At 73.0% G+C, this 19,368-nt stretch carries 20 protein-coding genes; 8 read left to right on the top strand and 12 right to left on the bottom strand.

What is annotated here, in order from left to right; genetic code table 11:
* The 3 genes from AB0K37_RS30505 to AB0K37_RS30495 form a co-directional block, all read right to left on the bottom strand.
* On the bottom strand, nucleotides 1-267 hold a 267-nt coding region (locus AB0K37_RS30505), incomplete at its 3' end, for an NAD-dependent epimerase/dehydratase family protein (RefSeq protein WP_363986850.1).
* Between the two features lie 80 nt (nucleotides 268-347).
* On the bottom strand, nucleotides 348-983 hold the full coding sequence (locus AB0K37_RS30500; protein ID WP_363986849.1) for a hypothetical protein: 636 nt from the start codon (nucleotides 981-983) through the stop codon (nucleotides 348-350).
* Nucleotides 984-1,121: 138 nt separating this feature from the next.
* On the bottom strand, nucleotides 1,122-1,979 hold the full coding sequence (locus tag AB0K37_RS30495; RefSeq protein ID WP_363986847.1) for a helix-turn-helix domain-containing protein: 858 nt from the start codon (nucleotides 1,977-1,979) through the stop codon (nucleotides 1,122-1,124).
* 254 nt (nucleotides 1,980-2,233) lie between these two features.
* Between AB0K37_RS30495 and AB0K37_RS30490 the strand changes: the two genes are divergently transcribed.
* Together AB0K37_RS30490 and AB0K37_RS30485 are read left to right on the top strand one after the other, a co-directional pair.
* Nucleotides 2,234-2,461 (top strand): hypothetical protein, encoded by a 228-nt coding sequence (locus AB0K37_RS30490; protein ID WP_363986846.1) that lies wholly within the window; start codon nucleotides 2,234-2,236, stop codon nucleotides 2,459-2,461.
* 141 nt (nucleotides 2,462-2,602) lie between these two features.
* On the top strand, nucleotides 2,603-3,481 hold the full coding sequence (locus AB0K37_RS30485; RefSeq protein WP_363986844.1) for a VOC family protein: 879 nt from the start codon (nucleotides 2,603-2,605) through the stop codon (nucleotides 3,479-3,481).
* 23 nt (nucleotides 3,482-3,504) lie between these two features.
* Here AB0K37_RS30485 and AB0K37_RS30480 read toward each other — a convergent pair whose 3' ends face one another.
* The 3 genes from AB0K37_RS30480 to AB0K37_RS30470 all read right to left on the bottom strand — a co-directional run bounded on the left by AB0K37_RS30480 (nucleotide 3,505) and on the right by AB0K37_RS30470 (nucleotide 6,689).
* Nucleotides 3,505-4,482 carry an AsnC family transcriptional regulator gene (locus AB0K37_RS30480; RefSeq protein ID WP_363986843.1) on the bottom strand — a complete coding sequence of 326 codons (978 nt, stop codon included), beginning with the start codon at nucleotides 4,480-4,482 and terminating at the stop codon, nucleotides 3,505-3,507.
* A 9-nt stretch (nucleotides 4,483-4,491) separates the two neighbouring features.
* The gene (locus tag AB0K37_RS30475) at nucleotides 4,492-5,997 is read right to left on the bottom strand and encodes an MDR family MFS transporter (RefSeq protein ID WP_363986841.1); all 1,506 of its coding nucleotides are present in this window, start codon (nucleotides 5,995-5,997) and stop codon (nucleotides 4,492-4,494) included.
* A gap of 77 nt (nucleotides 5,998-6,074) precedes the next feature.
* Nucleotides 6,075-6,689: a TetR/AcrR family transcriptional regulator gene (locus AB0K37_RS30470; protein ID WP_363986839.1), complete on the bottom strand. Its 615-nt coding sequence runs from the start codon at nucleotides 6,687-6,689 to the stop codon at nucleotides 6,075-6,077.
* Nucleotides 6,690-6,797: 108 nt separating this feature from the next.
* On the opposite strand from AB0K37_RS30470, the gene AB0K37_RS30465 reads away from it, so the two are divergent.
* Both AB0K37_RS30465 and AB0K37_RS30460 read left to right on the top strand, forming a co-directional pair.
* Nucleotides 6,798-7,781 (top strand): alpha/beta hydrolase, encoded by a 984-nt coding sequence (locus tag AB0K37_RS30465; protein WP_363986838.1) that lies wholly within the window; start codon nucleotides 6,798-6,800, stop codon nucleotides 7,779-7,781.
* A gap of 40 nt (nucleotides 7,782-7,821) precedes the next feature.
* Complete coding sequence (locus tag AB0K37_RS30460; protein ID WP_363986836.1) at nucleotides 7,822-8,400, top strand: TetR/AcrR family transcriptional regulator; 579 nt, start codon at nucleotides 7,822-7,824, stop codon at nucleotides 8,398-8,400.
* On the opposite strand, the gene AB0K37_RS30455 is transcribed toward AB0K37_RS30460, so the two are convergent.
* Together AB0K37_RS30455 and AB0K37_RS30450 are read right to left on the bottom strand one after the other, a co-directional pair.
* Entirely contained in the window at nucleotides 8,375-10,561 is a 2,187-nt protein-coding gene (locus AB0K37_RS30455; RefSeq protein WP_363986835.1) for an MMPL family transporter, read from the bottom strand. The two genes, AB0K37_RS30460 and AB0K37_RS30455, sit on opposite strands and share 26 nt — an antisense overlap.
* Nucleotides 10,562-10,660: 99 nt before the next feature.
* The gene (locus AB0K37_RS30450) at nucleotides 10,661-11,224 is read right to left on the bottom strand and encodes a GNAT family N-acetyltransferase (RefSeq protein WP_363986833.1); all 564 of its coding nucleotides are present in this window, start codon (nucleotides 11,222-11,224) and stop codon (nucleotides 10,661-10,663) included.
* Nucleotides 11,225-11,400: 176 nt separating this feature from the next.
* On the opposite strand from AB0K37_RS30450, the gene AB0K37_RS30445 reads away from it, so the two are divergent.
* The 3 genes from AB0K37_RS30445 to AB0K37_RS30435 all read left to right on the top strand — a co-directional run bounded on the left by AB0K37_RS30445 (nucleotide 11,401) and on the right by AB0K37_RS30435 (nucleotide 14,371).
* Nucleotides 11,401-12,210 (top strand): SAM-dependent methyltransferase, encoded by an 810-nt coding sequence (locus tag AB0K37_RS30445; RefSeq protein WP_363986831.1) that lies wholly within the window; start codon nucleotides 11,401-11,403, stop codon nucleotides 12,208-12,210.
* The gene (locus AB0K37_RS30440; protein ID WP_363986829.1) at nucleotides 12,210-13,394 is read left to right on the top strand and encodes a cytochrome P450; all 1,185 of its coding nucleotides are present in this window, start codon (nucleotides 12,210-12,212) and stop codon (nucleotides 13,392-13,394) included. Before AB0K37_RS30445 ends, AB0K37_RS30440 begins: the two co-directional genes overlap by 1 nt.
* Before the next feature lie 95 nt (nucleotides 13,395-13,489).
* Nucleotides 13,490-14,371: an endonuclease/exonuclease/phosphatase family protein gene (locus AB0K37_RS30435; RefSeq protein ID WP_363986827.1), complete on the top strand. Its 882-nt coding sequence runs from the start codon at nucleotides 13,490-13,492 to the stop codon at nucleotides 14,369-14,371.
* Between the two features lie 64 nt (nucleotides 14,372-14,435).
* On the opposite strand, the gene AB0K37_RS30430 is transcribed toward AB0K37_RS30435, so the two are convergent.
* From AB0K37_RS30430 to AB0K37_RS30415, 4 genes are read right to left on the bottom strand one after another with little or no spacing between them, the layout of a single operon-like run.
* The gene (locus AB0K37_RS30430; RefSeq protein WP_363986825.1) at nucleotides 14,436-15,359 is read right to left on the bottom strand and encodes an ABC transporter substrate-binding protein; all 924 of its coding nucleotides are present in this window, start codon (nucleotides 15,357-15,359) and stop codon (nucleotides 14,436-14,438) included.
* Nucleotides 15,360-15,377: 18 nt separating this feature from the next.
* Nucleotides 15,378-16,064 (bottom strand): ABC transporter permease subunit, encoded by a 687-nt coding sequence (locus AB0K37_RS30425; RefSeq protein WP_149264104.1) that lies wholly within the window; start codon nucleotides 16,062-16,064, stop codon nucleotides 15,378-15,380.
* A complete protein-coding gene (locus AB0K37_RS30420; protein ID WP_363986823.1) occupies nucleotides 16,061-16,708 on the bottom strand; it encodes an ABC transporter permease in 648 nt (215 codons plus the stop codon). The genes AB0K37_RS30425 and AB0K37_RS30420 overlap by 4 nt, the downstream gene beginning before the upstream one ends.
* Complete coding sequence (locus tag AB0K37_RS30415) at nucleotides 16,708-17,886, bottom strand: ATP-binding cassette domain-containing protein (protein WP_363986822.1); 1,179 nt, start codon at nucleotides 17,884-17,886, stop codon at nucleotides 16,708-16,710. Before AB0K37_RS30415 ends, AB0K37_RS30420 begins: the two co-directional genes overlap by 1 nt.
* 163 nt (nucleotides 17,887-18,049) lie before the next feature.
* On the opposite strand from AB0K37_RS30415, the gene AB0K37_RS30410 reads away from it, so the two are divergent.
* Nucleotides 18,050-19,368: aromatic amino acid lyase (locus AB0K37_RS30410; protein ID WP_363986820.1), on the top strand; the 1,319-nt coding region annotated here is incomplete at its 3' end.

Below are 19,368 nucleotides of genomic sequence, written 5' to 3'. Positions count from 1 at the left end.
GGGCGGGGGCGCCGGGGGCGGGGGTGACGGCGCCCACGCCGGGGTGGGGGCCGGTTTTTGGGGGGCTGCCACCCGCCGCGCCCCGGTGCCGCCCACGCCGTGCTCCCGCAGCCATCCCCGCAGCTCGCCGCCGCGCGCACCGCCGCCCCGGACGGCCACGACGACCGGCCGCCCCCGTTCCAGCAGCTCCGCCACCAGCCACCGGCCGATGAACCCCGTCGCCCCCAGGACCATGGCCTGGCCGGCCTCACCCTCGCTCAACGTCATGGCGAGAAAGTAGACCGGTCTACCTATTTTGTCCAGCGCGAGCCCGCCCGTTGTGGTCGGCGGGCTCGCGGGGAGAGGGGTCAGCGCTTCTTCTTGGGGGTGACCCTGAGGCGGTGGTCGAGCTTCCAGAAGTAGAGCGCCTTGCCCTTCCCCACGTACACGTCATGCAGGCCGACGCACTGGCTGCGCCCCATCCCGGACAGGTCGGCCATCCACGTGCCGGTCGGCTCGTACACGTCGAACTGGTAGATCTTGTAGACCCGGCCGATGTCGAGCCGGTAGTGCTTCTTCCCCTTCAGCGTCGGCGTGTACCCGAGGGTCCTCTGCCACTGCTTGTTGGCCTGGTATCCGAGGGTGGCGTTGATGCTCTCGACCGTGGCGCCGTACGAGATGGTGACCGTGTGCCCCACCGTGTACGAGGTCGCGGCGTTCATGGTGCCGGGCCCCCAGCCCGACACGGTCCACGGGTCCTGGTTCTCCCAGCGGGTCCAGGTGCCGGCGAATTGTCGCTTTCCGCGCGCGACCCGTTTGTCGGTGCACTTCTGGCCCTTCTTCTGCGCCGACGGCCCGCTCTTCCCCGGCTGCGCCCCGAGCTCCTTCTTCGCCGCGACACTGGTGGTCGGCCTGGCGTCCCCGCCGGACACCACCGTGGTCCCCACCACGGCCGCAGTGCCCAGAACGGCCACACCGGCGAGCGTCAACCCTGCCTTCTTCATCCGGGAATTCCCCTCTGTGCCCCGACCCATCCCTTGGGCCGCACGAGCCATTCTTCGGAGAAAGCCGATCCCTTGATCAGGGCCCTAGGACCCCAACCCCCGAGGCTCGGGCCCTATCCGCTCGCTGCCGGCGGCCTCTCAGCCGCCGAGCACCCGCCACATGGTGAGGGCGAGCCTGGCCCGGGTCAGTCCCGAGGGCTCGGTGAGCTCGAAGCCCATGGTCTTCGCGAGCTGTTCGAGCCGGCGGGCGACGCTGCTGTGGTGCAGGTGGAGCCGGTCGGCGGCCTGGCGCAGAGACCCGGTGGCGCAGTAGGCCTCCAGCGTGTCGAGCTCGTCCCCGGTTCCGGCGAGCCGGGCGATCGCGGCCACGTCGGCGTTGTCGCGCGCGGCCGCGGAGGGTATCTCGGCGAGCAGCGCCAGCGCGCCCAGGTCCTCATGGCGGACGACGGGTTCGCGCGCGCCCGTGAAGCGCAGGGCGGTACGGGCCTCACGCCAGGAGCGGTCGGGCCGTCCCGGTGTGCCGACGCCCGCGCGGACGCCCGCCGGGAACCGGGCCGGGTCGACGGCCGCGGCCAGGATGACGCCGACGCCGGCGAGCGGCGCCGCCTTCACCGGGCGGCCGGGGCAGACCAGGGCGCCGATCCGGTCGAGGGGAAGCGGTGACCGGACGGCGGCGACGCGGACGGGCAGGTCGGCCGCGAAGCCCAGCAGCCGCAGCGCCCGCGCCCTGGCCGCCTCGTCGCCGCCGGGACTGATCACCAGCTCGACCAGGGCGGGATCGGCCATGGTGGTGCGGGCCGGGCCGTACCGCTCGACGATCGCGGCGGCCGCGATGGCGAGCCGGTCCAGGACCGCTTCGTCGAGCGGGCCGGGCGGTCCGGGGCGTTCCAGCCAGACCGCGCCGATCTCCTCCTCGTCGAGGACGACAGGCGCCGCGGTGGACGCGGGCGCCGGGGGCCCGGAGGCGTTCCCGCCGTCGGGGGCGACGCGGATCACCCGCCCCGCGCCGTGCAGCCGGATCCCGGCGACGCACTCGGCCAGGCCCGCCGTGGCCCGGGCGAGCGCCGGAAGGTCGACCCGCCGCCGCTCCTGCCGCCCCGGGCCTCCGCGAGGAGGTGGAACGGCTGTCGGTCGAGCTGCTGACCCACCTCGACCGCGAGGAGCACTACCTCGTCCCGGTCCTCAACTCCCTGACGCACTTCCCCGGCCACTGACGCACTTCGCCGGCCACCGACGCGCCGCCGGGCCCGTTGTACGTGGTCGTCCTGGCTCCCGACCCCCAGGCGGTCGCAGCGCGTGAAGCCGGCCGCGACAAGCGCGCCTACGGCGGCTCCTGGACGCCCGCCGCGCTCGACGCCGTCCTGCGCCGCGAGACGCCGCGCCGCGGCCTGTGGCTGGACACGTCCGCCCTCACACCCGGCCAGACCGTGGACGGGATCCTCGCAGGCCTGGCCACGGCCCAGATCCGCGATCCCTGAACCTCGGAGGGGCGCGCCCGGCTTCGCATGACCGGCCCCGCGGCGTGCCGTTCCCTCACCGGCGGGTGCTCGGATGTCGGAAAACCTCGGTTCCGGTCGCCCGGCTGGAGCGGCGAGGGGGGCGGCGCAGACGCTGGGCTCATGACCGACATCGACCGGATCGACCACTCAGTCCTCTACACCACCGACATGGACGCGACGGCCGCGGCCTACGAGGCCCTGGGCTTCACCCTGAGCCCGCTGTCGATGCACATGGGCTCCGCCCGTCCCGGCGGCGAGCGCGGGCCGATGGGCGCCGGCAACCGCTGCGCCCTGTTCGGACAGAACTACCTTGAGCTGCTCGGGCTGTTCGGCGACGGGAGCGTCGACCCGTGGAACATCCGCCCGCTGATCGCCGAGTACGAGGGCCTGCACGGCTACTCGTTCGGCTGCGTGGACGCGGAGGCCGCCGAGGCGCGGCTGCGCCGGGCGGGGCTGTCCTCGTCGGGGGTGCTGCCCCTCCAGCGCGACGTCGACACCCCCTACGGCTCCGCCACGGCCCGGTTCCAGGCCGTCCACCTGGAGCGGTCGCTCACGCCCGAGGGTCTGGTGCACGCCGCCCGCCACCTGACGCCGGAACTGATCCACCAGCCCCGGTACCTGAAGCACGCCAACGGCGCGACCCATCTGGAAAGCGTCCTGCTGGTGGTCGACGACGGCGAGCTCGCCGCCACCGCGAGCCGGTACGCGCGCATCCTGGGCGTGCCCGCCGTCGCCGAGGGTCCGCGCCGGGTGCTGCGGCTGGCGCTGGGGCAGGTGGAGACGATCGCGGCCTCGGACTTCGGCCAGGTCCTGCCCGGTGAGGAGATCCCGGCCCTGCCGTACATGGCGGGCCAGACGGTGGCGGTCGCCGACCTCGGCGCCGCGCGGACGCTGGTGGAGGGGAACGGATTCACCACGCGGGACCTGCCGGGCGGCGGCTTCTTCGTCGGCGCGGCCCAGGCACGGGGGGCGGCGCTCGCCTTCCAGCAGGCGGACTGACGGCGGCGACCTGTTCCACCAGGTCATCCTGAAGCTCGGGCGGCCCCGATCCGCTTGCTGCTGCGGATGATGGGCGCGCTCTCCACCTGGCGGACGCCGGGCAGCGCGCCGATCCCCTCTTCCAGGTACTCGTACAGGGCCGCCACGTCCCGGCAGGCGGCGAACACCAGCAGATTCGTCGGCCCCGTGGTCGCCGCCACGAAGGCGGCCTCCGGATGCGCGGCCAGAGCCTCGGCCGTCCGCCGCAGAGCGGACGGCTCGACGGTGAGCCACAGCATGGCCATCGTGTCGTAGCCCAGCAGCAGCGGGTCGATGTCCACGTCGAAGAAGACGGCCCCGGTGCGGCGCAGGTGGTCGAGCCTGCGCCGGGCCGTCATCTCCGAGGCTCCGATCGCTCTGGCCAGGTCCGCGTACCCCGCCCGCCCGTCCTGGAGGAGCACCTCCATCAGCCGCTCGTCGTCCTGGGTCAGGGCGACGGCATCACCGTCCCGGTCGCCCGGACCGGGGGTCAGCGCGGCGATCTGCGCGGACGTGAGCGCGTCGGTCCGGCCGTGCCACCCGGTCGGGCCCCCGGCGAACACCCGCAGCACGCAGTGCGCGCTGACCCCGGTGACCTGCGGCGTCCGGGGGAGCTGCCCGAGCAGGAGCGCGTCGCGCCGCCGCCGGTCCCGCGCCTGCACGACGCAGACGATCTGCGTGCCGCCCGAGGTCAGGCTGACCCACAGGGTGTCGTCCCTGCGGGCCAGCGCGTCCGCGATCGCGTTGGCCGCCTCGGGCAGGGCCTGGATGCGCAGCACCCATTCCACCCAGCCGAGCCGCTGCGCCACCGGGCGGCCCACCACGCGCAGCGCGCCGGTCGTGCGCAGCCGGCGGTACCGCCGCGCCACCGTCTGGTCCGACACTCCCAGCACGGCCGCGATCCGGCTGAAGCTCGCACGCCCGTCCACGTGCAGGGCGTGGACGAGCGCCCTGTCCAGCCCGTCCAGGGCGACCGCCTCCATCCCGCCAACCTAGACGTCCGGATGACCGGAGACGCGCGGCGGACCGGACTCGGCGGACCGCGGTCGTCCGGAGGCCGCCTCGTCACGCCGGGGCGCCCGGGCCGGAATGAGAAGGGCGAGCAGGATCGAGACGGCGGCGAAGCCGAGCACCCACCAGAAGGTGCGGCCGTAGGCGCCGGCCAGCCCGTCGGGCGTGAGGCGCCCCGCGGCGATCAGCTCGTCCAGGCGCCCCTGCGCGACGATGAGCAGGACCGCGGCCCCGAACGAGGAGCCGATCTGCATGATGATCCGGTTCGCCGCGCTGGCCCGCGGGATCATCGGCGCGGGGACGTCGCGGATGGCGGCCGCCATCGCCGGGACCATCACCGCGCCCATGCCGCAGCCGTTGACCAGGAGGGCCGCGCTCAGCAGCGCCTCGCTGCTCTCGGCGCCGAGCCGGGTGAAGACCAGCGCGCCCGCACCCGTCAGCACGAGACCGCCGACGACCAGGACCCGCGCGGTGACCCGGTCGGCGAGCCGGCCGACGGCGATCAGCGAGACCGCCATCCCCAGGCCCTGCGGGACGAGCAGCAGGCCGGCCTCCAGGGCGCTGCGCCCGCGCACCTGCTGGGAGTAGAGCGGCAGCACTCCCACCGCGCCGAACAGGGCGACGCTGGCGAAGAAGAGCACGGCCGAGGAGGACAGGAAGCTGCGGATCTTCAGCAGCCGCAGATCGAGGATCGGGTCGCGGACGCGCAGGGCGTGCAGGCAGAACAGGACGAGGAGCACGGTTCCCGCGGCCAGCGGGAGGGCGACGTGCCGGTCGGCGAACGACCTGTACCTGCTGGCCTCGGTCAGCCCGAAGACGACCACGGCGCAGGCCGGCGAGAGCAGCAGCAGCCCGAGGACGTCGAGCCTCCCGGCGTCCGGGGACGTCCGGGTGGGCATGACGCGCCAGGCCATCGCGATGGCGGCGAGGCAGACCGGGATGTTGATGAAGAAGATCCAGCGCCAGTTCCAGTCGTCCACGATGAGGCCCCCCAGGACGGGTCCGAGCACGGGCCCGAGCGCGGAGGGGACGCCCATCACCCCCATGACCCGCCCGAGCCGCGAGGGGCCCGCCTCCTGGGCGAGGATCGCCATGCCGAGGGGCAGGACCATGCCTCCGCCGAGCCCTTGGACCACCCGGAACCCGATGAGGCTGGAGACGTCCCAGGCGAACCCGCACAGGACGGATCCGACCAGGAACAGGGAGATGCAGGTGATCCACATCTTCCGGGCGCCGAACCGCTCCAGGGCCCACCCGGACAGGGCCATGACCGCGGCCATCGCCAGCAGGTACCCGGTGGTGACCCACTGGATGGTGAGCAACGAGCTGTCGAACTGCTCGAGCAGCGTGTCGTAGGCGATGTTGGTCATCGTCGCGTCGAGCTGCATCATGATCGACCCCAGGGCGATCGTGAGCATGAGCATGACGAGCCGGGCGGGCAGGCGCCCGCCGGCCGGCTCCCCGACCGCTGTCGCGGACACTGTCATCGGACCGGGTCCTCCTCTTCAGTAAATATTTACTGCGCGCCGCGTGCGGGAGCACCGGCGCTCGCCGTACGGCCGGCCTACTCCCCCCGCGCGGGTCGCGCGGAGCCGGTCATGCCGTCCAGCAACTGCTCCAGCACCAGCCGCCGCGTCTCCGGCGCGGTGAAGTCGATGCCCCTGTCCCGCGCCAGGGCGTCTCCGCGCCGCCCCAGGACCACGCCGCCGATGAGGGCGCTCATCGCGATGCCGTAAGCGATCTCGAATGGGCGGTCGCCGCGGAAGACTCCTTCGGCCTGGCCGCGCTCGTACAACTCCCGCAGCTCCGCGGGAAGCGAGTCGGCCGAGGGCAGGGGCAGGGTCTGCCAGCCCCCCAGGGACTCGTGAAGCCAGAGCCCGATCAGGACGGGCCGCCCCGAGAGGGCGTCGGCGAAGGCGCCGAGCGCCTCGGCCACGCCCTCGTACGGCGCGAGGGTCCGCGCCCTCTCCAGGGCCGGGTGCCACGCGTCGTGCAGCGCGGCCATCTGGTCTTCGAGGACGGCCCTGTACAGGCCGTCCTTGCTGCCGAAATGGTGGTAGATCATCCGCTCGTTGACGCCCGCCCGCTTGACGATCGCCTGGACGCGCGCACCCCGAAGGCCGTACTGGGCGAACTCCTCGGCCGCCGCGGCCAGGAGCGAAGCCTTGCTCTCCGACATGCAGTAAACATTTACAGAGGAGGACCGCCAACGCAACCCGACGCCCCCTCCCATGACCCGGCTCCTCTATTACGCTACTGTTGGTAGCGTAAATACAGGGAGGTCATCATGACAGCCAAGGTTCCGCTGCGCGCCCGCATCGTCCTCAGGGACAAGGTCGACTGGGAGGCGCTCACCGAGGAGCAGGTGATCGCGGCGCGCGGGAAGGTCAACCGCCTGCGGGCGTCCCGCGCGATGCGGATCATCACCGGCCGGCCCGACCGCGGCGCCCGCATCGAGGAACACGCCATCGACCTCCCGGGCCGCCGCCTGAGGCTCCGGGTGCACCGCCCGGAGGACGCCGGCCCGGGGCTGCCGCTCGTCCTGTCGTTCCACGGCGGCGGCTTCATCGTGGGCACCCCGGCGCAGAACGACTGGCTCAACAGCCACCTCGCGGCCCACTGCCCCGCGGTCGTGGTGTCGGTGGAGTACCGCCTCGCCCCCGAGCATCCGCTGCCGGAGCCGGTCGACGACGGCTACGAGACGCTCGCCCGGCTCGTCGAGGACCCCTTCGGCTGGGGCATCGACCCCGCGGCCGTCGCCGTCCTCGGCGAGAGCGCCGGCGGCACCCTCGCCGCGCTCGTCGCCCTGCGCGCCCGCAAGGACGGCCCGCCCCTGCACGCCCAGGTGCTCTGCTACCCCAGCACGGACTGGACCGACACCATGGCCGACTACCCGTCGGTCGCCGCGAACTCCGGCAACCCCGGGCTGTCGGTGTCCGAATGGCTCACGGCCCGCCGGCTGAGCGTTCCGCCGACCCTCGACCCGCGCAGCGTGTCCCCGGTGAAGTTCGACAGCCTCGCCGACCTGCCCCCCGCACTGGTCGTCACCGGCGCGCTGGACCCCGGGGACGACCACGGGCGCCGCTACGTCGACCGGCTCCGCGCGGACGGCACGGACGCCCGCGTCACCTGCCACCCGACGGCCATCCACGGGTTCCTCAGCATGCCCGGACTGATCCCGGACGCCCGGCCCGCACGCGCCGAGATCCTCGCCTTCCTGCGCGGCCGGCTGCACTCCGCGTCGAGCACGACCGGCGCGCGAGAGCGGTGAACCCCTGATCGACGCCGGGGCGCGACGGTATCGTCTGGACGTGCCACCAGCGACCGCTTCCGCCAGGCCACCGGGCCGCCCGCGCTCCGGCGTCAACGCGGCGGTGTTCGCCGCGACGCTGAGCACGGTGCGTGATCTCGGCTACGCGCGCGCCACCGTCGACCGCATCGCCGCCGCGGCCGGCGTCGCCAAGACGACGATCTACCGTCGCTGGCCGACGAAGGGCGCGCTGATCGTGGACTGCCTCCTGGACGCGTTCGGCCCGGTCCCGCTGGAGGGCGCCGACCGGGCCGAGCTCATGTCCTCGGCCGTGCACTGGATCGCGGCGAAGATCGCCGAGCCGGGTGTGGGGGACGCGTTCGCGGGCGTGTTCAGCGACGCCGTGAGCGACCCGGAGCTGCGCGAGGTCCTGTCCTCACGGCTCCAGACCCCCTACCGCACCGCGCTGCAGGATGCTCTCGGCGAGCCGGAGGACCGGGTCCTGCTCTTCATCGACGTCGCCGTCGGAACCCTGCTGCACCGGATGGGCATGACCGGCGAACCGATGGCGGACGCAGACGTCACCGCACTGGTCGAGATGCTTCTGACGCATTTCACCGACGGCGGCGGTCCGGCGTAGCGGCGCCGATCCGGGCGGGGACCCGCGGCGGCGCGGGCCGGGCCGGCGGGCCGGGCCACCAGTTCCAGGGGCCGAGCAGCGCCATCAGGGACGGCAGGACGAAGACGCGGATGACCACGGCGTCGATCAGGATGGCCGCCGCCAGGCCCACGCCCAGCTGCTTGAACTCGACCATGCTGAGCGTTCCGAAGATCGAGAAGACGCCGACCATGACGATCGCGGCGCTGGTGACCACGCCCGCCGAGCGGGTGATGCCGTCGCGGACGGCGTCCCTCGTGGACAGGCCGCGCGCGGCGGCCTCGCGGATCCGGCTCACGACGAACACGTGGTAGTCCATCGACAGGCCGAACAGCATCACAAACAGGAACAGCGGCAGCCAGGAGACGACCGCGCCGGACGAGGTGAAGCCCAGCGCCCCTTCCGCCCAGGTGTGCTGGAAGACGGCCACCAGCACCCCGAACGCGGCCCCCGCCGAGAGGAGGTTGAGCAGCGTGGTGGAGAGGGCGATCGCCGGTGAGCGGAAGATGGCGCCCATCGTCACCAGGGTCAGCAGCAGGACGAATCCCACCACCAGCGGCAGGCGCCGTTCCAGGTGGCCGGTGAAGTCGACGCCCTCGGCGACCTTGCCGGTGACGGCGTACTCCGCGTCCGGGACGCCGCCCACCTGCTGCGGCACCCAGGCTCGCAGCCGCTCCAGCGAGCGGCGGGCGCCCTCGCTGTTGGGCGTGTGGGGAGTCGCGATGTCGACCACGTGGACCCGGCGGTCGGCCGACGACCTGATCCGGGGACGGCGGTCGTGCGCGAAGAGGGCGTCCCCGGCCGTGCGCCGGGCCAGGGCGCCGAGGGCGGCCTCCACCTCCCCGGACCGGTCGGCCGGTGCCCGCACGGCGACCTGGTGGACGGTCCCCTCGCTCGGGAACGCGCGGGTCAGCCGGTCCATCGCCCGCACGACGGGGATGTCGCGGGACAGGTCGTCCGACCCCGGCTGCTTGAGCCGCATGTCCAGAGCGGGCACCGCGAGCAGCAGGAGCAGCGCCGTGGAGACCGCCAGCGTCACGGCCGGATGGTCGAGCGCCGGGCGGAGCAGTGCGGGCCACAGCCGCGACTCCCCCGGCCTCATGCTGAGCCGCCACAGCACCGGGACCTTCGGCCTGTCCACCCAGCGTCCCAGCCGGGCCAGCAGCGCGGGCAGCACCGTCAGCGACGCCAGGACGGCGACCGCCACGACGATGATCGCTCCGGTGGCCAGCGAGGAGAACGTCGCCTCCCCGGCCAGGTACAGGCCGGCCATCGCGACGACCACCGTGACGCCCGACACCACGACGGTGTGCCCGGACGTCTCCGCCGCGATCTCGATCGCGTCCGGCCTGCCCCGGCGCCGCTCCTCGCGCTCGCGCTTGAGGTAGAACAGCGAGTAGTCGACGCCGACTGCCATGCCCATCAGCAGGATCACGTTGCCGATCGCGCCGGTCGCGGGCAGCAGGTGGGAGACCAGCGCGGACAGCCCCGTCGCCGCCGCCACCGACGACAGCGCCAGCGCCACCGGCACTCCCGCGGCGACGACCGCCCCGAACACCACGAGCATGATCAGCAGTGTGAGCGGGAGGCTGATGAACTCGGCGCGCCGGAAGTCCTCGCCGAGCGTCTCGCCCAGCCCCTTCGCGGTGGAGCCCGTGCCGACCTGCTCCACCCGCAGCCCCGGATGCGCCCGCTGCACCGCGGCGCTCTGGTCGAGCAGCGGCCCCACCCGCCGGTCGGCGGACTCCGCGTCGCCCTTCATGGTGACCGGCACCAGCACCGCCGTGCCGTCGGGCGACCGGACGGGCCGTCCCAGCGACTCGACCTCCGGCAGCGCCCTCATCCGCCGGACGACGTCCTCGGCCGCCGCCCGTGCCGTCCTCGCGTCGAGGACCCCGCCCTCCGTCCGCGTGATGAGGACGCTCTCCTCGGGCCGCTCGGGGAACCGCCCGGACGCCGCGATCCGCCCGGCCCGTCCCGACTCGCCGACGCCGGACTCCGCGTCGCTGATCTTGTTGGTGCCGGCCGCGCCGCCCAGCGCCAGGCACAGCCCGACGAAAAGCGTCCACAGGCCGATCGCCGCCCAGGGCCGCCGCGCGCTCCACCGCGCCACCCGTACCGTCACCGGCTTCTTGATCTTCACGCGGACGAAGCTATTCCGGGACCGGTTTCCCTCCCATGCGGCGGACCACCGAATTCCGTCCTCCGCGCCGCACCCCGTTCCCTGCGGAAATCCGCAGGGTCAGGTGCCGCGGCGTCGGGCCCAGTCGGCGCGGAGGAGTTCGTATTCGACTTCGCCGTGTTCGGTGCCGGGAATGGGGTCGTCCCAGTGCCGGTGAAAGGTGCGCAGGTAGGTCAGGCCGGACTTCTCCATGACGCGGCGGGAGGCGGCGTTGACGGCCATGGTCTGGGCGAAGACGCGGTGGACGCCGAGGTCGGTGAACGCCTTGGCGATCAGGGCCCGTGACGCTTCGGTGGCATATCCCCGTCCCCAGCTGGCCGCGCGCAGGCAGTAGCCGAGCTCGGCCTGCCGGACGTCGTGGCCGTCGCCCGGTTCGAGGGCCAGCCAGCCGATGAAGTCGCCGGTGGAGCGCTCGACCGCGGCCCACCGGCTGAGCGCGCCCCGCTCGTACCAGTCGAGGATCCTGGCGAGGGTCTGGTCTCTCAGGTGGGCGCGGGGGGTCGGCCTGCCGCCGGTCAGGAACCGCATGACCTCCGGGTCGCCGTCGAGCCGGACGAGGTCGTCCAGGTCGTTCTCGGTGAACCGCCGCAGCAGCAGCCGGTCGGTGGTGAGGAATACCTGCACGGAGCCGAGTCCTCCGATCCGCCGAGGAGACGGCCACACGCGTGATCATCTCGTTCGATGGGCGTTCTGTCCTTGGAACGGTCCTATTTGAGCAAGAGGTCGCAAATGATCGAAAACGTCCGGCTTTCGTCTCTACAATCTCATGCGATCGGATACCCGGACAGGGAGGTCCGCCCGTGAATGGTGAGCACCGTCCTGAGTGGCCGGTCGATCCCGAGACGCCCAGCGTGGCCCGGATGTACGACTACTACCTCGGCGGCAAGGACAACTTCGCGGCGGACCGCAAGGCCGCCGACCAGGTGGTGGCGGCGATGCCGAACGTGCTGGAGTTCACCCGCGCCAACCGCGGGCTGCTGTCGCGCGCCGTGACGATGATGGCCGACCGCGGCATCCGGCAGTTCCTCGACATCGGCTCCGGGCTCCCGACGCAGGAGAACGTGCACCAGGTGGCCCAGCGCGCGGCGCCCGGATCCACCGTCATCTACGTCGACAACGACCCGATCGTGCTCGCGCACGCGCGGGCGCTGCTGGCCGACAACCCGCTGACCACGGTCATCCAGGCCGACTTACGCGAGCCGGAGAGCATCCTGGACGACCCCGAGGTGAAGGCCCGGATCGACTTCGACCGGCCGGTGGGCCTGCTGCTACTGGCCATCCTGCACTTCGTCCCGGACGAGGCGGGCCCGGCGGAGATCGTGGCGAGGCTCCGCGCGCCGCTGGCCCCCGGCAGCTTCCTGGCCATCACGCACGGCCACCGCGGCGAGGTCACCACGCAGGTCGAGGAGCAGGTCCGGGGCGCGTACGGCAGGACAGGGGCGGGCGACATCATTCCGCGCGGGATCGACGAGGTCATGACGTTCTTCGAGGGCACCGAGCTGGTCGGCCCCGGCCTGGTCCAGGTGGCCGACTGGCGGGCGGACGCCGAGCCGTCCCCGCCCGACATGTCGCGGCCGGGCTTCCTCGCCGGCGTCGGGAGGGTGGTCTGATGCTGCCGACCCATCTGCTGTTCGGCCGGGCCTTCAGCGAGGACCCGTACGCCGTGCACGCCGAACTGCGGGCGGCGGGGCCCGTCCATCCGATCGACTTCCCTCCCGGCGCGGCCGCCTTCCTCGTGGTCGACCACGAGCACGGCCGCGCGGCACTGAGCGATCCCCGCCTGTCCAAGGACACCGCGTACAGCGCCGTCCCCGTGAACCCCGAGCTCTTCTTCGGCGGCACGATGCTCGGGATGGACCCGCCCGGCCACACCCGGATGCGCGGGCTGGTGGCCAAGGCGTTCACCGCCCGGCGGGTGGAGCGGCTGCGCCCCCGCGTCCAGGAGATCGCCGACCGGCTGCTGGACGGCATCGCCGAATGCGGCGAGGCCGACCTGATCGAGGACTTCGCCGTCCCGCTGCCGATCCAGGTCATCTGCGAGCTGCTCGGCGTGCCGGCGCGCGACCGGGCCCGGTTCCGCGAGTGGACGGCCGTGCTGACGGTGCCGGCGCTGACCGCCGAGGCCCGCGAGCGCCGGCGCGAGGCGGCCCGGGCGTTCAACGCCTACCTGCTCGACGTGATCGCCGAGCGGCGGGCCGAGCCCGAGGACGACCTGGTCAGCGCCTTGATCACCGCCCGCGACGGGGACGCCGCCCTCACGGAGGCGCAGCTGCTCGGCACGATCGCGCTGCTGCTCATCGCCGGGCACGAGACCACCGTCAACCTCATCGGCAACGGCGTGCTCGCCCTGCTCCGGGCGCCCGGCCAGCTCGCCCTGCTGCGGGCGCGGCCCGAGCTGCTGCCGTCCGCGGTCGAGGAGCTGCTGCGGTTCGACGGCCCGGTGGAGCGGGCGAGCCAGCGCATCGCGCTGGAGGACATGGAGATCGCCGGAACGCCGATCCCCAAGGGCGCCTGGGTGCACGTCTCGCTCGGCGCCGCCGACAGGGATCCCGCCGTGTTCGAGGACCCGGACCGGCTGGACGTGACCCGCGCCCCCAAGGGGCACGTCGCCTTCGGCCACGGCCCGCACTTCTGCCTCGGCGCCCCGCTGGCCCGGCTGGAAGGGCAGATCGCCATCGGCGGCCTGCTGGACCGCTTCCCCGGTCTCGCCCTCGCCGTGCCCGCGGACGAGCTGCGCCACCACCGCACCGGTTCGATCGTCCGCGGGCTGGTCTCGCTCCCCGTGCGCGTCTGAACGCCGTCCCGTCAGCCGTCGAGCCGGCGGTCGTCCTTGTGGGCGGCGTGGAACGATCTATGCTCGGGGCGGTGGCAGGACGGGCGGGTGGTGACATGGCGACGCCGCGCCGACGGCGGCTCCGGCCGGTGGCCGCGGCCGCGGTGATCCTGCTCGTCTCCGGGTTCGTGCCGGCCGAGCCCAGGGCGGCCGGGGACCGCTCCCTGCGGGTCATGACCTACAACCTGCGCGGCGTGAACGATCCGCCGCCGCGCGACTGGAAGACCCGGCTGCCGCTGGTCAGGCGCCTGCTGCGCGCGCACGACCCGGATCTGCTCGGGGTGCAGGAGGCCCGGTGGCACCAGGTGCGCGACCTCTCCCGGGCGCTCCCCGAGTACGGCTGGATCGGGCTCGGCAGCCAGGGCGGAACCCGCGACCAGTTCCTGGCGATCTTCTACCGCGAGCGGCGGTTCGAGGTGCTGGACTTCGACCACTTCTGGCTCTCCGGCACGCCCTCCGTGATCGGCTCGGCCACCTGGGGCAACCGGTACGTCCGGATGGTGACGTGGGCGAAGTTCCGCGACCGCCGCACCGGGACGGTGTTCTACCAGGCCAACACGCACCTGGACAACATGTCGGCGGGCTCGCGGGTGAAGAGCGCCCGGCTCGTCCTCGACCGCGTCCGCGGGTTCCAGGCGGGGGCGCCGGTCGTGCTCACCGGCGACTTCAACGACACGGCCGGGGCGTCACCGGCGTACACGATCCTCACCGGGCCCGACGCGTTCCGGGACACCTGGACGGCGGCCGCCCGGCACGGGCCGCAGTACCGCACCGAGAACCACTGGGAGCCCCCGGAACCGGGCGGCAGGCGGATCGACTGGATCCTCGTGCGGGGCCGCATCGGCACGACCTGGGCCGAGATCGACCCGTACCGCTCCGGCGGTGTCCACCCGTCCGACCACGACCCCGTGATCGCCCACCTCGCCTTCCGGCCATGAGCCGCCCGGGACGGCGAACGGCCGAGCCCCGGGGCGGGGCTCGGCCGTCGGCGGTCTGCGGGGGTCAGGCGAGGCCGGACTTCTTCAGCCACTCCTCGGCGACCTTCTCCTGGTCGTCCTTGTCGATGGCGACGCGCTTCATCATGTCCAGGAGGTCCTGGGTGGTGAGCTTGGCGGAGACGCCGTTCAGCGCCGCCCTGGCCTTGTCGTCCACCGCGGCCTTGTTGACCAGCGGCGTGACGTTCTGGGCGGAGAAGACGTTCTCCGGGTCCTCCAGGACGACGAGCTTGTTCTGCTGGATCGTCGGGTCGGTGGTGAACAGGTCGGCGGCCTGGACCTTGTTCTCGGTGAGCAGCTTCACCAGGGTGGCCTGGGCGCCGGCGTCGAACGGCTGGAACTTCTTGAAGTCCAGGCCGTAGACCTTCTTGAGGCCGACGAGGCCCTGCTGGCGGGTCTTGAACTCCGAGGGCCCGGCGATGACGAGGTCCTTGGCGACCGGCTTGAGGTCGGCGATGGACTTCAGGTTGTACTTGGCGGCCGTCTGCGGGTTGACGGTGACGGAGTCCTTGTCCTCGGCCTTCGCCGAGTCCAGGATCTCGACGCCGGCGGGCAGCTTGGCCTTGAGCGCGGCGTTGATCTCGTCGGTGGTGGCGGCCGTGCTGGTCTTGTCGACCGAGGTGGTGAGCAGGGCGCCGTTGTACTCGGGCATCACGCTGATGCCGCCCTTGACGACCTGGTCGTAGTAGATCTCGCGGGCGCCGATGTTGAACTTGCGGGTGACCTTGACGCCCTTGGCCTCCAGCGCCTGCGCGTACAGCTCGCCGAGCAGGTTGCTCTCGGGGAAGTTCGCGCCGCCGACGGTGACGGTGCCGTTCCCGCCGCCTCCGGAGAGCGGGTTCGAGTCGTCTCCGGAGTCGCCGCCGCCGCAGGCGGACAGTGACAGGGCGGCCACGAGGCCGACGACCGCGCCCCTGATGAGTTTGTTCATGGTGCTCTTCCTTCGGTGTCAGGAGGATCGGGCGGAGCCGAGCAGGCCCGGTGAGACGAGGAGGCGGCGCAGTGCCGCGAAGGCCGCCTGGACGATCAGCGCGAGCAGCACCACCAGGACGGTGCCCCCGACGACGAGCTGGTAGTCGTTGCGGGCCAGACCGTCGATGATGTAGCGGCCGAGGCCGCCGAAGCCGGGGTAGGCGGCGATGGTCGCGGTGGCGACGACCTGGATCGCGGACGTGCGCAGCCCCAGCAGGATGAGGGGCAGGGCCATCGGCAGCTCGACCCGCCACAGCACGCCCCAGCCGGTCATGCCCATGCCGCTGGCCGCGTCCTTGGCGTCGGCGTCGACGCCGCGGATGCCCTCGAAGGTGTTGACCAGGATCGGCGGGACGGCGAGGGCCACGAGCGCGACGAGCACCGGGGTGATGCTGTACTCGATCACCACGACGATCAGCACGAGGCCGAAGGTGGGGACGGCGCGGGCGACGTTCGCCAGGCTGATCGCGAGGAACCCGCCCCGGCCGGTGTGCCCGACGAGCAGGCCGAGCGCGAGGCCGATGACCGCGGCGCACACCAGCGCCACGCCGCTGTAGTACACGTGCTGGAGCAGGCGGTGCGGGATGCCGTCGCCGCCGTGCCACTGGGAGGACGTGGTCAGCCACGTCCAGAACAGGTCGATCTGGTTCCACAGCTCGTTCATGAGGTCATCCGGGCTCGGGCCCACGGGGTGAGCAGGCGTTGGACGGTGACCAGGATCGCGTCGGTGACCAGGGCCAGCAGGACGATCAGGACGGTGGCGGCCAGGATCTGCGTCTGGAACTGGAGCTGGTAGCCGCGGATGATGTCGTAGCCGAGGCCGCCCTGGCCGATCAGCTGGCCGACGGCGACGAGGCTGATGGAGGAGACGGCGGCGACGCGCGTCCCGGCGATGACGATGGGCACGGCGATCGGCAGCTCCACCTGGAGCAGGCGCCGCAGCGGGCCGAAGCCCATCGCGGTGGCCGCCTGCCGGACGGGCTCGGACACCGACGCCAGGCCGTCCACCACGTTCGGGACGAGCACCGACAGGCTGTACAGGGTCAGCGGGATCATGACCGTGGACGCGGTCAGCCCGGTGTACTGGATGAAGACCATGAACAGCGCGAGCGACGGGATCGCGTAGAACACGTTCGAGACCGTCAGCGCCGGCGGGTAGAGCCAGGCCCAGCGGCGGCACAGCATGCCGACCGGCAGCGAGATGATCAGGCCGAACAGCACCGGCAGCAGCGCGAGCCGCAGGTGGATGAGGGCGTGCTCGGTCAGCGTGTCGGTGTGCTCGCCGATCCAGCCCCAGTCGATGTCCATCAGCCGGCGCCTCCGGCGTCGGCCTCCTCGGGATCGGGCGCGGGAGCGGGAGCGGGCTCGGGGTCGGCGGCCCGCTCTTCGGGCGCGGCGCCGACGGCGCCGCGGCCGTGGGTGGGGACGGCGAGCAGGTCGGTCCCGCTCGCGGTCCCGACGACCGCACCGGTCTCGTCGACGCCGACCGCAAGGCCGGACGGGGACAGCACGGCCGCGTCCAGCGCGGTCCGCACGGAGTCGCCCCCGACGTGGAAGGTGGGGCCGACCGGGCTGAGCTCGGCCTTCCCGAGCGCCCCGGTCGCCTGCGCCGGGCGGGCCCAGCCGAGGGGGCGCCGGTCGTCGTCGACGACGAGCACCCACTCCGTGCCGGCGGCCTCCGCGGCGTCCGTGCCCGCCGCGCGGACCGCGTCGTCGCTCAGCCGCAGGCCGCCCGTCTCGGCGAAGGAGAGGGTGCGGATGCCGCGGTTCTGGCCGATGAAGCCGGCGACGAAGTCGTCGGCCGGGTGGGCCAGGAGGTTCTCGGGGCTGTCGATCTGGACGAGCCTGCCGCCGGTCTGGAAGACCGCGATCCGGTCGCCGAGCTTGATGGCCTCGTCGATGTCGTGGGTGACGAACACGATCGTCTTGTGCAGCTCCTCCTGGAGGCGGAGGAACTCGTCCTGCAGCTCGGCGCGGACGACGGGGTCGACGGCGCTGAACGGCTCGTCCATCAGCATGATCGGCGGGTCGGCGGCGAGGGCCCGCGCGACGCCGACGCGCTGCTGCTGGCCGCCCGACAGCTGGAACGGGTACCGCTTGCCCATCGCCGGGTCGAGCCCGACCCGCTCCATCAGCTCCAGCGCCCGCGCCCGCGCCTTCTTCTTGTTCCAGGACAGCAGGTACGGGACGGTGGCGATGTTGTCGAGGATGGTGCGGTGCGGGAACAGCCCGGCGTGCTGGATCACGTAGCCGATGCCGCGCCGCAGCTCGGCGGGCTTGCGCTCGCGGACGTCCTTGCCGTCGATCAGCACGCGCCCGGACGTCGGCTCGACCATCCGGTTGATGGTCCGCAGCGCGGTGGTCTTGCCGCCGCCGGAGGTGCCGACGAACACGGTGATGCGGCCCGCGGGGCATTCGAGGCTCACGTCGTCGAGCGCGACGGTCCCCCCGGGATAGCGCTTGGTGACGCCCTCAAAGGTGATCAACGAACCACGTCCTCGCCGGGCGTCCCGCATGACGCCGATGATCGAATTCTGACTACGAGCCAACCGTAACCAATGGGTACCGTCATCTCAGTGTCCCGGCATGTCCGGAACGTCGAGCATGAAAGCATATCTACCGGTAATGCAGGGAAAGTAGCGTGTCGCCGTGGAGAACAGCCGAATCGTTATCGACGGGACTTCGCTCACATGCGCCCAGGTGGCGCGTGCGGCCCGCGAAGATGTGACGGTCGCCATAGCCGCGGCCGGCGTGCGGCGGGCGCGCGACGCCTGGCGGGTCGCCCGCGAGGTCACCGAGACGCAGCCGGTCTACGGCCGGACGACGGGGGTCGGCGCCAACCGCGTCGTGGACGTCGAGTGGGAGGACGCCGACGCCCACGGGCTGCGGCTGCTGCGCAGCCACGCGGCCGGGGCCGGGCCCCTGGTCGCGCCCGAGATCGTCCGGGCGATGCTGGCCGTCCGGCTGAACCAGATCGCGGCGGGCGGCTCGGGCGTGGAGCCGGGCGCGCTGCAGGCCCTGGCGGACGTGCTCAACCTCGGGCTGCTCCCGCCGGTGCCCGTGTACGGGGCGATCGGCACGGGCGACCTGACGGCGCTGGCCTCGACCGCGCTGTGCCTGCTCGGCGAGCGGCCGTGGCTGCCGGGCCCCGACGGCGGTCAGGAGCGCGGCCCCGGCTACCGGCTCCGCTCCGCCGACGCGCTGGCGTTCATCAGCTCCAACGCCGCCACGCTCGGCGAGGCGGCGCTCGCGGTCGCCGACCTGCGCAAGGCGCTGCGCGCCTCGACGGTCGTGGCGGCGCTGTCGCACTTCGCCGTCCGGGGCTCGGAGGAGCCGTACGCGCAGCCGGTGCAGGACGCGTGCCCGCATCCGGGCCAGCAGCAGGCCGCGGCGGCGATGCGCGCGCTGCTCGCCTTCGACCGGCCGGCGCCGATGCGCATCCAGGACCCGTACGGCTACCGCGCGTTCCCGCAGGTGCACGGCCCCGCGCTGGAGGCGGCCGGCTACGCCGAGGAGGTCGTCACCCGGGAGATCAACGCCGCCGCGGAGAACCCGCTGGTGGACGTCCCCGGGCGGACGGTCTGGCACAACGGCAACTTCCACACCGCCTACGTCGGGCTCGCCCTGGACACGGCCCGCGCCGCCCTGTTCCAGACGATGGCGCTGGCCGCCGCCCGCCTCGGCACGCTCGCCGAGCCGTCCTTCACCGGGCTCTACCCCTTCCAGGGCGAGACGGAGGCCTCCTCCGGGATCATGATCCTGGAGTACGTGGCGCACTCGTGCCTGGCCGACGTGCGGCGCCTCGCCACCCCCGCGGCGCTCGGCAGCGCGGTGCTGTCGCGCGGCGTCGAGGAGCACGCCGGCTTCTCGACAAGTGCCGTTCCCTGGCCGCGCGGGTGGAGGCGGAGCTGGGCGAGCTGGACATCCTCGTGCACAGCGCCGGGATCGCCAGCCGCGGCAACAGCGTC

The organism is Actinomadura sp. NPDC049753, assembly GCF_040674655.1.
Taxonomy (GTDB): Bacteria; Actinomycetota; Actinomycetes; order Streptosporangiales; family Streptosporangiaceae; genus Spirillospora; species Spirillospora verrucosospora.
The sequence above is the reverse complement of the archived record's forward strand: the minus strand, read 5'-3'. Positions and strand labels throughout refer to the sequence as shown.

What these genes read in the sequence shown, in the direction of transcription:
- AB0K37_RS30500 (WP_363986849.1), bottom strand. Translation starts at nt 983, where the DNA reads ATGAAGAAGGCAGGGTTGACGCTCGCCGGTGTGGCCGTTCTGGGCACT.
- AB0K37_RS30435 (WP_363986827.1), top strand. Translation starts at nt 13,490, where the DNA reads ATGGCGACGCCGCGCCGACGGCGGCTCCGGCCGGTGGCCGCGGCCGCG.
- AB0K37_RS30430 (WP_363986825.1), bottom strand. Translation starts at nt 15,359, where the DNA reads ATGAACAAACTCATCAGGGGCGCGGTCGTCGGCCTCGTGGCCGCCCTG.
- AB0K37_RS30440 (WP_363986829.1), top strand. Translation starts at nt 12,210, where the DNA reads ATGCTGCCGACCCATCTGCTGTTCGGCCGGGCCTTCAGCGAGGACCCG.
- AB0K37_RS30420 (WP_363986823.1), bottom strand. Translation starts at nt 16,708, where the DNA reads ATGGACATCGACTGGGGCTGGATCGGCGAGCACACCGACACGCTGACC.
- AB0K37_RS30485 (WP_363986844.1), top strand. Translation starts at nt 2,603, where the DNA reads ATGACCGACATCGACCGGATCGACCACTCAGTCCTCTACACCACCGAC.
- AB0K37_RS30465 (WP_363986838.1), top strand. Translation starts at nt 6,798, where the DNA reads ATGACAGCCAAGGTTCCGCTGCGCGCCCGCATCGTCCTCAGGGACAAG.
- AB0K37_RS30470 (WP_363986839.1), bottom strand. Translation starts at nt 6,689, where the DNA reads ATGTCGGAGAGCAAGGCTTCGCTCCTGGCCGCGGCGGCCGAGGAGTTC.
- AB0K37_RS30425 (WP_149264104.1), bottom strand. Translation starts at nt 16,064, where the DNA reads ATGAACGAGCTGTGGAACCAGATCGACCTGTTCTGGACGTGGCTGACC.
- AB0K37_RS30480 (WP_363986843.1), bottom strand. Translation starts at nt 4,482, where the DNA reads ATGGAGGCGGTCGCCCTGGACGGGCTGGACAGGGCGCTCGTCCACGCC.
- AB0K37_RS30475 (WP_363986841.1), bottom strand. Translation starts at nt 5,997, where the DNA reads ATGACAGTGTCCGCGACAGCGGTCGGGGAGCCGGCCGGCGGGCGCCTG.